12 protein-coding genes are annotated in these 13,140 nt (G+C 60.6%); 2 read left to right on the top strand and 10 right to left on the bottom strand.

Features of this window, described 5'->3' with window-relative positions:
• Window positions 1–2: 2 nt before the first annotated feature.
• Together AC07RZ_RS22440 and AC07RZ_RS22435 are read right to left on the bottom strand one after the other, a co-directional pair.
• Window positions 3–1,163, bottom strand: a complete 1,161-nt coding sequence (locus tag AC07RZ_RS22440; RefSeq protein ID WP_494669636.1) for a JmjC domain-containing protein — start codon at window positions 1,161–1,163, stop codon at window positions 3–5.
• 262 nt (window positions 1,164–1,425) lie between these two features.
• Entirely contained in the window at window positions 1,426–1,989 is a 564-nt protein-coding gene (locus AC07RZ_RS22435) for a hypothetical protein (protein ID WP_494669635.1), read from the bottom strand.
• A gap of 397 nt (window positions 1,990–2,386) precedes the next feature.
• Between AC07RZ_RS22435 and AC07RZ_RS22430 the strand changes: the two genes are divergently transcribed.
• Complete coding sequence (locus AC07RZ_RS22430) at window positions 2,387–3,844, top strand: sensor histidine kinase (protein WP_494669634.1); 1,458 nt, start codon at window positions 2,387–2,389, stop codon at window positions 3,842–3,844.
• A gap of 33 nt (window positions 3,845–3,877) precedes the next feature.
• On the opposite strand, the gene AC07RZ_RS22425 is transcribed toward AC07RZ_RS22430, so the two are convergent.
• From AC07RZ_RS22425 to cyoA, 8 genes are all read right to left on the bottom strand, one after another.
• Window positions 3,878–4,375 (bottom strand): acyl-CoA thioesterase, encoded by a 498-nt coding sequence (locus AC07RZ_RS22425; protein WP_494669633.1) that lies wholly within the window; start codon window positions 4,373–4,375, stop codon window positions 3,878–3,880.
• A 192-nt stretch (window positions 4,376–4,567) separates the two neighbouring features.
• A complete protein-coding gene (locus AC07RZ_RS22420) occupies window positions 4,568–5,104 on the bottom strand; it encodes a response regulator transcription factor (protein WP_092398784.1) in 537 nt (178 codons plus the stop codon).
• Window positions 5,094–6,443 carry an ATP-binding protein gene (locus AC07RZ_RS22415; protein WP_494669632.1) on the bottom strand — a complete coding sequence of 450 codons (1,350 nt, stop codon included), beginning with the start codon at window positions 6,441–6,443 and terminating at the stop codon, window positions 5,094–5,096. The genes AC07RZ_RS22420 and AC07RZ_RS22415 overlap by 11 nt, the downstream gene beginning before the upstream one ends.
• A complete protein-coding gene (locus AC07RZ_RS22410; protein WP_494669631.1) occupies window positions 6,433–7,293 on the bottom strand; it encodes an SURF1 family protein in 861 nt (286 codons plus the stop codon). Before AC07RZ_RS22410 ends, AC07RZ_RS22415 begins: the two co-directional genes overlap by 11 nt.
• Window positions 7,290–7,775, bottom strand: coding sequence for a cytochrome o ubiquinol oxidase subunit IV (gene cyoD / locus AC07RZ_RS22405; protein WP_494669630.1), 486 nt, complete (start codon window positions 7,773–7,775; stop codon window positions 7,290–7,292). The genes AC07RZ_RS22410 and cyoD overlap by 4 nt, the downstream gene beginning before the upstream one ends.
• On the bottom strand, window positions 7,772–8,401 hold the full coding sequence (gene cyoC / locus AC07RZ_RS22400; protein WP_092398618.1) for a cytochrome o ubiquinol oxidase subunit III: 630 nt from the start codon (window positions 8,399–8,401) through the stop codon (window positions 7,772–7,774). Before cyoC ends, cyoD begins: the two co-directional genes overlap by 4 nt.
• Window positions 8,394–10,397, bottom strand: coding sequence for a cytochrome o ubiquinol oxidase subunit I (cyoB, locus tag AC07RZ_RS22395; RefSeq protein WP_494669629.1), 2,004 nt, complete (start codon window positions 10,395–10,397; stop codon window positions 8,394–8,396). Before cyoB ends, cyoC begins: the two co-directional genes overlap by 8 nt.
• Before the next feature lie 99 nt (window positions 10,398–10,496).
• The gene (cyoA, locus tag AC07RZ_RS22390) at window positions 10,497–11,438 is read right to left on the bottom strand and encodes a ubiquinol oxidase subunit II (protein ID WP_494669628.1); all 942 of its coding nucleotides are present in this window, start codon (window positions 11,436–11,438) and stop codon (window positions 10,497–10,499) included.
• Between the two features lie 210 nt (window positions 11,439–11,648).
• Here cyoA and AC07RZ_RS22385 point away from each other — a divergent pair, with 210 nt between their 5' ends.
• Window positions 11,649–13,001, top strand: a complete 1,353-nt coding sequence (locus AC07RZ_RS22385; protein ID WP_494669667.1) for an MFS transporter — start codon at window positions 11,649–11,651, stop codon at window positions 12,999–13,001.
• Window positions 13,002–13,140: the final 139 nt, after the last annotated feature.

Genomic DNA, 13,140 nt, shown 5'->3' with positions numbered 1-13,140 from the left:
GATCAAGGCTGGCGACGCAGGATCAGGCCGATCTCGGCGAACTCTTCCAGTATCTCGCCGATGCGCGCCGTCGCCACCGCATCCAGCGCCTGCACCGCCTGGTGGCCGTGGAACGGCTTTTTCCGCGCGCGTATCCATTGCAGCACTTGCCGTGCGTCCGGCGCCAGCAAGCTGCGCTCGCGCTTGCGGCCCGATTTGGTGACCAGCACATCGTCGTCGCGGCTGCGGCCGATCTCGAACTCCACCTCGGGGTTCCGCTCAAACGAAGCAGTAAACGCCCCGCCCCAGTCGGCCAGCAAATCCGCTGCGGACAGCGACGCCACGGCATCGCCGGTGGCGTCGATCAGGTTTTGCAGGCGCTGCCGCTTTTCTTCGTGGCCCATGGTGGAACCGAGGCCGAAGGCCAGCTCGCGGCCGGCGTCGTGCTTCAGCATCCGGTCCTTGATTTCTTCCATCAGCAGGTCGGTCCAGGATGGCGGGTTGATAGTGAACAGCAGGGACAGCGACGGTTCGTGGTTGAGGGTGCAATGCCAGTAGCCCGGATGCAGGTAAACCAGGGTGCCGGGCTTGGCCTCGAAACTTTTGCAGCCGGCAGGCATGCGAGTCGGAAACGGCTGGCGCGCATACTGCCGCATGTGTTCGTTGACCGCCGCGCCGGCAGACCAGCCGACGTGCGGGTTGACCACATGCCGGTTGGCGGCGACGCTCCACTGCTTGCTGCCGATCAGCTGTATGTTGATGGTGACATTGGGGTCGAAATGGAAGGTCGAGCCGGTGCCTTGCGAAATGAACGCTTCGAAATAGACATCGTCCTGGCGCAGGCCAAGGTCGCGCTCGAGCGCACGCGCAATCGGTTCCAGCGCCGGCACGTGGTCTTCCACCTTGCTCAGGTACAGCGTGTAGCCGCTTTCATAGAAAGCCGGCAGCTGGCGCGCGGTGGCGTTGATCAGCGGGTTCTTGGTGTCGCGCGGGGCCCAGGCGTCGGCGTCGCCACGCCAGGCTTCCAGCAGCGCATCGATGCTGGACAGCTCCGGAATGGCCGCGATGTCGGCGAAACGCTGCGGTGAACCGTGGCCTATGTAAGGTTTCTTTTGCCAATAGCGCGCCATGAAGGTATCTACCGCTAATGGATGTATCAGATCGGCCAATCCCAGCTTTTTCATCGTCGCTCCCCCTCGTCTCGGAACCATGGATTGCCAGGGACAATTCAGAAGCCGGGCCCGCTTGCGCCAGGCTTTTCCAGAAGCTTGTTCAGGAACTTGATGCACGGACTTGATACACATGCATGGTTAAGATTAGCTCAATATTTCCATATTGCAATATTATTTTTGTGCTACCGTCTGTTGCGGCCGCAACCGAAGCGTCGGCCACGCCGGGCATGACGCTCGGCGTGGTTTGCCACCCGATGGCTATCGGCGTGAAAAGTTATCGCTTGGTGGTATGCACGATGTGATAGGCAAAGGCCGAGGCCACCGGCGCCCCGTCCAGCCTTGCCGGAGAAAACTGCGTTGACTGCAGCCCTTTGATTACCGTGTACGCGAGGATTTTTTGATCGTCGCTCAGCATGAGTTCCCCGTTGTTTTTGGCGCCCAGGATATCGACGGCGCTGACCGATCCGGTTTCGTCGACGTGCACGATCAGTTTCACATCCTCCTTGTGAGTCATCGAATTATCCATGCGGACTCCTCGCGACACTCCCAAATTGCGCAACAAGCTGCGAATGTTTGGCGAGGGGAACGGCGGAATCACGTTTTCATCGGTGATATCGACGAATTTCCGCCATAGCGCCTGTTCGTTGGCGGACAGCTCGTCCCAGCTTTTATTGACGTCCACGGCGATCCCGAGCGACGCCCGGCTTTTGCTGATGGATGAGCCGGTCCTCGCATCGCCGACAGCGATGGAATATTCCGCTTCCGACGCATATGCCGGCAACAAAAGGCAGCTGGAGATGACAACCGGTAATACCGTCCGAGCCAGGAAAATGACCATGTATCTAATCTCCGCTAAGAAAAACCAGGAAAATGGGGCGCCGTGCACGCTACATAAAAAAGACAGCGCGAATAGAATCGGTTGTCTCGGCATTTTCATTGCTGGAAGGCCATCCTGTCAAACTGGAAACACGCTGCGATTGAAAAGCCGTCTTTTTTTCCAGGACGGCGGGGCCGCTTCTAATCGAAGCAATCCGCAGCGGTAGTTATAATTGGCAGTAAAGACGCCACCCGCAGCACTTGAGTGATATATTGCCCTATTGCAACTTATTGTTTGGATGAAGAAGGCGTATATTGCACCTCTCAACGCCGGCCAGGCTGTGCGCGGCATTGTGAGTTCTATAATGGATAACTTGCATCAGGTCCACCACGCGGATACCCACCCTTAGACATTGCCAATGTACTCATTATTACCCGCCTTGGTAGCCTCGGTTTTCCTGGGTTACGGCTTGTACGTACTTTGCACGCAGGGATTCACCCGCATCGGCATCAGCTTTTCCGCGCTGTGCATCATCTCCGCGTTCTGGCAGGGAACCTGGGCGGTGCTGTTCCAGGTCCATACGCCGGGCCTGGCGATGTTCCTGATCAAGTTCGGCTACCTGCTGATCCTGTTCCTGCCGACCAGCCTGTACCACTTCCTGACCGAGGTCTCGGACCGCACCAAGGAACGCCACCTGGTTTACCTGTCTTACGGGATCGCCTCGGTCCTGGCGCTTTTCCTGGTTGGCGGCGACCTGTTCATTTCCGGCTTCTACGAATATTTCTGGGGCTACTACCCCAAGGCAGGACTGCTCCACCCCATCCATGTTCTGCAGACGGTAGTGGTGGTCAACCGCGGCCTGTACATCACCTTCCTGCAGCAGAAAAATGCACCGCCCAACAAACGCATCAGGCTGCGCCTGTGCATCGCCGGCATCCTCACTTATTTTTTTGCCGCGGTCGATTACCTGTGCAACTACGGCTTCGAGTTCTATCCGCCCGGCGTGCTGTTCATTGCCGTCAGCCTTGGCATCATCACGGTGGCGATCGTGAAGTACGGACTGTTCAATCCCATGGCGATTGCCGCCAGCGTGGCCCACGAAATGCGCACGCCGCTGCTCTCCATCCGCAACCAGGCGCAGGGTATCAACAAATATATCCCGACGCTCCTGCACAGCTACGAGCTGGCGGTCGCCAACAACCTGTGCGAATCGTCGCTGCCGCCGTTCGCGATGACCTATCTCGCCACCATAGGGAAGACGCTGACGCACGAAGTGGACCGTACCAATGCGGTGCTGGACATGATGCTGGCGTCGATCAAGATGGACCAGATCGACAAGACCAATTTCAGCCAGCACGCCATAGGACACTGCCTGGCGGAAGCGGTCGACCGCTACACCTATGACCGCCAGGACCGGGAGCGCATCGTGGTCGCCGACGCCGAAGAATTCCGGTTCTACGGATCGGATACGCTGCTGATACTGGTGCTGTTCAACCTGCTGAAAAATGCGCTGTACGCCATCAAGATGGCCGGCAAGGGTGAAATCCGCATATCGACGGTGCGCGGCCCGACTGTCAACCGCATGTATTTCAGCGACACCGGGACTGGCATAACGGGCGACGCGCTGCCGAACATTTTCGACGGCTTCTTCACCACCAAGCAAAGCGGCGGCACCGGGGTCGGCCTCACGTTCTGCCATCGGGTGATGGCGTCGTTCGGCGGGCGCATATTGTGCGATTCCGTGGCCGGGCAATATACGACATTCACCCTGGAATTCCCGCTGGTGGAGGATCAGCCGTCGGACGGCCTGTTCGCGGCGTCGGCGCCGCGCCAGGCGGAGCAAGAGGCTGCTGCCTCTCCTCCGCATGGTCCTTAGGTCAAGGACAGGCTGATATAGCCCGTTACGCCGTTACTCTCCCTTCTCGATTTCATATTGCCGGATCTTTTCAAGGATGTGCTCCGGCAGCCGCGAGATCCTTTTTTCCTTGTTGGCGAAAACGATCTGCTGCTGGCCGGTCGCCACCAGCTTGCCCTCTACCAGGAACCGGAACGCCAGCGAAAACGAGCATTGCTTGATGGCGAAAGTATTGACTTCGCACGCAATCTTCTGGAATGCGAATGTCTCGCAGACATACTGTTGCTGCGCCTCCTTGGTGATAAAGACGCCGAGCGACTGCAGCATGTCGGCGGAGATGCACTCGAAAAACCAGCGCTCGCGGCAAATCCCTTGCCACTCGAAATGCCGGGCGAAATAAATGTTCCCGGTGGCGTTCGAGTCCTTCAGGTACACATCGATCGCGTGGTGGAAGGTTTTTGGCTGGCGCGGCCGCAGATAGGCGAGCGGGAAAGGAATGGCTTCTATTTCGGTTTCTTGGACAACAGGACGCTGGGTCAAGATGGCAGACATGATGGTAACTCCCATAAGCAAATGGAAAATGGCTGGTTTCAACAGCCGCTATTGCCTCCTCGCCCGGTCCAGGCACGAGGATGCAGCTTATAGTGTTAATCATGTGACGCCACTTACAAGGAAGGGCGCCATAAACAGCCGCGAGGCGGCAAACGGCGATATGTGGTAATCGCCGCCGCTTATTTGCGATGGCTATTTGATGCGCTGTTTTTCCAGCTTGCGCGCCAGCGTGCGCCGGTGCATTCCCAGGCGCCGCGCCGTTTCCGAAATATTGAAGCCGGTTTCCACCAGCACTTCATGGATGCGCTCCCATTCCAGCGTCTTGATCGAGGTCGAGCGGTTGCTCAGTTCAATCGCCGCGGCGCCGGCGACATGGCCGAAAGCCGCTTCGATATCATCGGTGTTGGAAGGCTTGGCCAGGTACTGGCAAGCGCCAAGCTTGATTGCTTCCACCGCCGTGTTGATGCTGGCGAAGCCGGTCAGCACCACGATCAGCATGGCCGGATCGTGCTTGTGCAGCATCTGCACGCATGCCAGCCCGGAAGTGCTGTCGTTCAGCTTGAGGTCGACTACCGCATATCCGGGCGAATGCTGGCGCAGCAGCGCAGCGGCCTGGTCCAGGTTCGACGCCAGCAGCACGGCATAGCCGCGGCGCTCGAACGAACGGCCCAGCGTGCGCGCGAAAGTGGCGTCATCTTCGATGATCAGCAGCAGGCGGTCAGTTGCCATGTCCGGCCTCCCCCTCAAGGCTGATCGACGCCAGCGGCAGCGTGAGCTGGACCAGCGCCCCGCCCTGCTCGCGGTTGCGCGCGGTTACCGTGCCGCCCAGCTTGCGGGCGACGTTGACCACGAAAAACAGGCCCAGGCCGCTGCCTGGCCGTCCCTTGCTCGACTGGTAGGGCTTGCCCAGGTGCGCCAGCATCGCCGGCGCAAAACCGGGGCCGCTATCGGTCACGACCAGGGTCAGCGCATCGTCTTCCCGCGTCGCTTCCAGGCTGACCCACTGCGGCGATGCTTCGAGCGCGTTGTCGAGCACATTGCAGATCATCTGCTTCAGCGCCGAGTCGAAAACGACCGGCATATCCTGCTCGATCCGGTTTTCGTAGGCAAACGAGACAATCGGCCGGGTCGCGCACCATTCCTTGGCCAGGTCGTTGAGGAAAGTGCTGATGGTGGTTTTCACCGACGATTCGCCGCGCGCCTCGCCGGCCGACAGCAAGATGCCGCTGACGATGCTCTTGCAGCGCTGCAGCTGGGCTTGCATCTCGCCGATTTCTTCCAGCAGTTCGCTGTTCGTGCTGAACTCCGGCATGCGCCGCCAGTCGCCCAGGATCACCGACAAGGTGGCCAGCGGCGTGCCGAGCTCATGCGCGGCGCCGGAAGCCAGCAGGCCCATGCGCACGATGTGGTCTTCCTCCGCCGCGCGCTGGCGCAAATCGGCCAGCTGGGCGTCGCCGGCGCGCAGGTTGCGGCCGATGCGGGTAACGAAGAACACCAGCAGCGCCGCATTCAGCACAAAACAGATCAGCAAGCCTTCCACATACAGGCTGGACAAGCCGTTGCCATGGTCGGGCGGCAGCGCCAGAGGCTCGCAAAACAGCGACAGGCCGGCCAGGCAGACGCTGGTGACGGCGACGATGGTCCAGGTCGACCAGGTTTCCAGCAGCACGGCGCTCAGGATCACCTGCAGCAGGAACAGGAAGGCGAAGGGATTGTTGATGCCGCCGCTGAGGTACAGCTGGGCAGTCAGGATGCCGACGTCGACCAGCAACGCCAGGAACAGCTCGCCGTTGCTCGCCACGCGCCGCTCGTGCCAGCGCAGGTGGCTGGCGATGTTGAACGCTACCAGGCAGGCCAGCACCTTCAGCATGTGCGGCAGCGGCAGCTGGATGCCGAAGCCGGCGATGACGATGGCGATGGTAGTGATCTGCCCGACCACGGCGATCCAGCGCAGCTGGATCAATTGCAGCATGTTCTTGTGGCCGGCGGCGTTTTCGACGCCGGCCGCCAGCGTCCAGCGCCGCTTCAAATCTTCTGTATTTGCAAGAATATCAATTTTACTTGCCATCTTCACTTTCACGGTCGAGACCATCCGCATCGGCGCCAGGCCGATACTGCCGGCGCAGCTTCCTTTCCTCGCGCCCTACCCAGAAACAGGCGCCCGCCACCATCAAGGCAAGAGCATACCAAGTGAGAGCATAAACCAGATGGTTATTGTGAAAGGCAATCACCGTCAAGCCGCCGACCGGGCGGTCGCCGCCGGTGTCCCTGCCGGCTGTCGCCGCGTCTGCATCGATGAAATAAGGCGCCGCCGGCGACAGGTTGCGCGCTGCCGCTATCGCTTGCACGTCGCGCGAAAACCAGCGGTCGCCGGCTGGATCGTTGCGGCGCAGAAAACCGCCGCCCGGCTCGCTCATGCGCAGCAGTCCGCTTACCTCGGCCGGACCGACATCCGGGCCGTCCTGCTCGGCGCCGGCCTTGGCCGGCACAAAACCGCGGTTGACCAGCACCACGCTGCCGTCCGCGCTGCGCAGCGGCGTCAGCAGCCAGAATCCGCCGCCGAGTTCGGTCGAAGCCTGGACCCGGGCTGTCAGTGCGTAGAGGAATGTGCCGCTGAGACGCACGCGCCGATATTCATCGGCGTCGGCATTGACTTGCGGCCAGCGTTCAGGGCCGGGAGCGGCCACGGCGGGCGCGTGCACCCGCTGTTCAACCCGTTCGATCAGGGCCAGCTTCCATTGCAGCCGCTTGAGCTGCCAGGTGCCTAGCGCGGCGAAACCGGCAAACACCAGCCCGGCGCAGATGGCCAGCGCCAGCAGCACGGTTGCGGAGCGCGGCCTTGGCGCAGCCGGGACCGGGACCGGGACCGGGCCTGCATCCTGACTGTCCGTCACCATGCCGCGCGGCGCCTGTTTCATTGCATGTGTTGCATATGCTGCATGTCGTGCGTTTTTGGCATCCCAGGCATCTCGGGCATCGCTTGCATCGATTCCGGCACCACTTCCGTGGTGTCAGGCATCATGCCCGGCATCATGTTGTGGTTCAGGTGATACATCACCCACAGCGAACCGCTCAGCATGATGAACACCAGCATGATCGTGAAGATCAGCGCCAGCATCGACCAGCCGCCTTCGGATTTGGTGTTCATGTGCAGGAAATACACCATGTGCACCACGATCTGCACGGCGGCGAAACCGAGCAGCACCAGCCCGGTGGTGCTGGATTTGTCGAAGACCTTGCCCATCACCAGCCAGAACGGGATCGCCGTCAGGACCACCGCCAGCACGAAGCCGGTGGTGTAGCTCTTCAGGCTGCCGTGGTCGGCATGGGTGTGGCCGTGGTGATCGTCGTGGCCATGGGCGACGACGCGCGCCGGGTGCTGTTGATGTCCGCCGCTCATGGCAAAACTCCCATCAGATAGACAAAGGTGAAGACGCCGATCCAGACCACGTCCAGGAAGTGCCAGAACATCGACAGGCACATCAGGCGCCGGCCATTTTCGGCGGTCAGCCCGTGGCGCTTGACCTGGAACATCAGCGTGACCAGCCAGACGATGCCGAAGCTGACGTGCAGGCCGTGGGTCGACACCAGGGCGAAAAACGAAGTCAGGAAGCCGCTGCGTTGCGGTCCGTAGCCTTCGTGGATCAGGTGCGCGAATTCATACAGTTCGAAGCCGATGAAGCAGGCGCCGAGGATGCCGGTGACGGCCAGCCAGGCCAGCGTTGCGCCCTGACGCTTGCGCTGCATCTCGAGCATGGCGAAACCGTAGGTGATCGACGACAGCAGCAGCAGCGACGTGTTGACCGCCACCAGCGGCAGGTCGAACAGTTCGGCGCCGGTGGGGCCGCCTGCATAGTTGCGGCCCAATACGGCGTAGGTCGCGAACAGGCAGGCGAAGATCAGGCAGTCGCTCATCAGGTACAGCCAGAAACCGAGCAGCGTGCCGTTCTCCGGGTGATGTTCGCGGGTGTAGAAGCGCGCGCTTGGATCAGCCGCGCCGGCGGGGTTCATAGTGATATCAGACATGGCTAGCCAGCAATCGTGTGCGTTCGCCCTCGGTACGGACGACCTGGTCCGCCGAGATATGGAAATCGCGGTTGTAGTTGAAGGTGTGGATGATGATCGCAGCCATCATCGCTGCGAAGCCGAGGCCGGCCGCCAGCCACATGTGCCAGATCAGGGCAAAGCCGACGGCTGCGCTGAGCGCGGCGATGATGAAACCGGCTGCCGTGTTCTTCGGCATGTGGATAGCGACAAAATCCTTCAGCGGACGAGTGTAGCCGTTGGCCTTCATGTCGGTCCAGGCGTCGTTGTCATGCACCACCGGCGTGAAGGCAAAGTTGTAGTCAGGCGGCGGCGACGAAGTCGACCACTCCAGCGTGCGCGCGCCCCACGGATCGCCGGTGGTGTCGCGCAGCGATTCGCGGCGGCGGAAGCTGACGATCAGCTGCACGATGAAGGAAGCGATGCCGAGTGCGATCAGCACGGCGCCGAAGGCGGCAATCTGGAACCAGATCTGCAGCGACGGATCTTCGAAGTGGCCCAGGCGGCGGGTCACGCCCATCAGGCCCAGCACGTAGAGCGGCATGAAGGCGACGTAGAAACCGATGGTCCAGAACCAGAAGCAGCACTTGCCCCAGAAATCGTCGAGCTTGTAGCCGAAGGCTTTCGGGAACCAGTAGTTGATGCCGGCAAACATGCCGAACAGGACGCCGCCGATGATCACGTTATGGAAGTGGGCGATCAGGAACAGGCTGTTGTGCAGCACGAAGTCGGCCGGCGGCACCGCCAGCAGCACGCCGGTCATGCCGCCGATGACGAAGGTGATCATGAAGCCGATGGTCCACAGCATGGGCAGCTCGAAACGGATGCGGCCGCGGTACATGGTGAACAGCCAGTTGAAAATCTTGGCGCCGGTCGGGATCGAGATGATCATCGTCGTGATCCCGAAGAAGGAATTGACGCTGGCTCCCGAGCCCATGGTGAAGAAGTGATGCAGCCACACCAGGTAGGACAGGATGGTGATCACCACGGTGGCGTAAACCATCGAAGTGTAGCCGAACAGGCGCTTGCTGCTGAAGGTAGAAACCACTTCCGAGAAGATGCCGAACGCCGGCAGGATCAGGATGTAGACTTCGGGGTGGCCCCAGATCCAGATCAGGTTGACGTACATCATGGCGTTGCCGCCCATGTCGTTGGTGAAGAAGTTGGTGCCGAAAATCCGGTCCAGCGACAGCATGCCGAGCACCGCGGTCAGCACCGGGAAGGCAGCGACGATCAGGACGTTGGTGCACAAGGCGGTCCAGGTAAACACCGGCATCTTCATCATGTTCATTCCGGGCGCGCGCATCTTGACGATGGTCGCGATCAGGTTGATGCCGGACAGCAGCGTCCCTACCCCGGCAATCTGCAACGCCCATATGTAGTAATCGACCCCCACATCCGGACTGGCAAGAATGCCCGACAGCGGCGGATAAGCCAGCCAGCCGGTACGGGCGAACTCGCCGACGAACAGCGAAGCCATCACCAGCATGCCGCCGAAGGTCGTCATCCAGAAGCTGAAATTGTTCAGGAAAGGAAACGCCACGTCGCGCGCACCGATCTGCAGCGGCACCACGTAGTTCATCAGGCCGGTCACCAGCGGCATGGCGACGAAGAAGATCATGATGACGCCGTGCGCGGTGAAGATCTGGTCGTAGTGGTGCGGCGGCAGGAAACCGGCGGAATCGCCGAAGGCAAACGCCTGCTGGGCGCGCATCATCAGGGCGTCGGCAAAGCCGCGCAGCAGCATCACCAGGCCCAGCACCACGTACATGATGCCGATCTTCTTGTGGTCGATGCTGGTGAACCAGTCGCGCCACAAGGTGCCCCAGACCTTGTAATAGGTCAGCGCGCCAAGCACGGCCGCGCCGCCGATGGCGACCATGATGAAGGTCGCGATAAGAATCGGTTCGTGGTAGGGAATCGCTTCCCAGGTGAGACGGCCGAAGATCAGCTTGGTCAGATCAATATGGTCTAGCATCGTTACTTTCCGGTAAAAAAGGGAAACACGGCGCCTACCGTGCATGTTGCGGCGCCGCCGCTGGCAGAACAGAACACTGCCGGCTCTTGCTGCAAACGGTTATTCATGGTCTTTGGCCTGGTGTCCGGCCATGCTGTGGCCGCCGTCGGCCGCCATCATCTGCTCCATGCACATCTGGCCCGGCTCGATGCAGCGGTTGAGGATGGCGTGGTACAGGCTTGGATCGACAGCGCCGTAATAACGCACCGGCTCCTTCTCGCTCGGTTTTTCAAGCTGCAGGTAGTCGGCCCGGTCCAGCTTGCCGCTGGCGGCCTTTGTGGTTTTTACCCAGTTGTCGAAATTTTCCGCGGTCATGCCATGGAACTTGAACTTCATGTCGGAGAATCCGGCGCCGCTGTAGTTGGCCGAGAAGCCGTCGTATTCGCCCGGCCGGTTGATCACCGCATTGAGGGATGTCTGCATGCCTGGCATGGCGTAGATCTGGCCGGCCAATGCTGGAATGAAGAAGGAATTCATGATGGCCGACGAAGTGATCTTGAAGCGGATCGGCATGTCGACCGGAGCCGCCAGTTCGTTGACGGTGGCGATGCCTTGTTCCGGGTAGATGAACAGCCACTTCCAGTCCAGCGCCACCACTTCTACCGTCAGTGTCTTCGTGTCGGCAGGGATCGGGCGGTTCGCATCCAGGCGCGACAGCGGCCGGTAAGGATCCAGGGTGTGGGTGCTGATCCAGGTCAGCAGGCCGAGCGCGATGATGATGAGCAGCGGCGCGCCCCAGATCACCAGCTCCAGCTGGGTCGAGTGATCCCAGTCGGGTTCGTAGCGTGCGGCGGTATTGTTCTTGCGGTAGCGCCAGGCAAACCATATGGTCAGTGCAATCACCGGGACGATGATCAAGAGCATCAGGATCGTGGAAACCACGATGAGGCGGCCCTGCTGGGAAGCGATGTCGCCTGACGGATTCATCACCACCGTATTGCAGCCAGCCAGCAAAATGAGGGGAAGGAGGAGCAATCCGCGCCGGGATAAGAGGGAAACCATAGAGTAAAAGTACCGTCGAAGCTATCAGATTGTGATAATGTACACTGACTGGTATGCGTTGGCGATTGGACGTTTTGTCCTACCCTTACCAGTGTGTTGTTTCGTAAATAATGAGGCTTCAGGTTTGCGAAGCGGCACACTCAGGAAGGGTTCGGCACGGCCGGTTGGCATGGCCAGTATTGACAGAAACCCACTAGAGACAAAATTATGATGACGAGCACCCATAGCCACAATGGCGAAGTTTCCGCTGATTTCTCGTCGCACTCGACAATCAATGATGCGCAAAATGCCAAGTCAGCCAAGCCAGACTCCATCGCCCCCGGCGAGATAGCCATCGGCGTAGTAATCGGCCGAGCATCTGAATATTTCGACTTTTTCGTGTACGCCATGGCCTCGGTGCTGGTGTTTCCCTCGGTCTTCTTCCCGTTCGAGCAGCAGCTGGAAGGCACGCTTTACGCATTCGTGATTTTTTCCTTTGCCTTTCTGGCAAGGCCGTTCGGCACCGTCCTGTTCATGGCGATCCAGCGCCGCCTCGGACGCGAGGTCAAATTGACGGCGGCCCTCTTCATATTAGGCATCTCCACGGCCGGGATTGCCTTCCTGCCAACCTTCCAGCACCTGGGATTCTACGCCATCGTCTTGCTGGCGCTGCTGCGCATCGGCCAAGGCATTGCGCTGGGCGGCTCCTGGGACGGCCTGCCCTCGCTGCTGGCGCTGAATGCGCCGCAGAACCGGCGCGGCTGGTACGCCATGCTGGGCCAGCTGGGCGCGCCGGTAGGCTTCATGATCGCCGGCGGCCTGTTCGCCTACCTGCTGTCGAACCTGACCACCGAAGACTTCCTTGACTGGGGCTGGCGCTATCCGTTCTACGTAGCGTTCGCCATCAACGTCGTCGCCCTGTTCGCCCGCCTGCGCCTGGTGTCGACGCCGGAATATGCGCGCTTGCTCGACGAGCGCGAACTGGAGCCGACCAACGCCCTGGAAATGACGCGTTCGCAAGGACGCAACGTCATCATCGGCGCCTTGGCGGCCTTGGCCAGCTACGCCCTGTTCCACCTGGTGACCGTGTTCCCGCTGTCCTGGATCACCCTGTATTCGATGCGCTCCGTGAGCGACTTCCTGATTCTCCAGGTCATCGGCGCCGGACTCATGGCGCTCGGCGTAGTCGCCTCCGGCCTGATCGCCGACCGTCTCGGCCGTCGCACCACCCTTGGCGCCTGCGCGGTGCTGATCGCGGTGCTGAGCGCCTTTGTGCCGACCTTGATGAACGGCGGCGAGTTTGGCCAGAACACCTTCATCCTGCTCGGCTTCGCCTTGCTGGGCCTGTCGTACGGCCAGGCCGCCGGCGCCGTCACCGCCAACTTCCCGGCGAAATACCGCTACACCGGCGCCGCCCTCACCTCCGACCTGTCCTGGCTGGTGGGAGCCGGTTTCGCACCGCTGGTGGCGCTTGGCCTTTCGGCGCATTTCGGCCTGGCTTACGTCAGCTTTTACCTGCTGTCGGGCGCGGCCTGCTCGCTGGCTGCGCTGAGCTTGAACCGCGCCCTGGAAATCCGCGATTGACGATCTCCAGCTGACAATGCAAAAAGCCTGTTTTCACATGAAAACAGGCTTTTTTTATACCAGTGACCCGTCCTGAATTAGGTTGACACTTTTTCGATGAAGAGAAGGGGTGTCAGATGGAGCAATCGATACGGCGTAG

The sequence above is a fragment of the Collimonas sp. GW821-FHT07E08 genome, assembly GCF_059418905.1.
The sequence above is the reverse complement of the archived record's forward strand: the minus strand, read 5'-3'. Positions and strand labels throughout refer to the sequence as shown.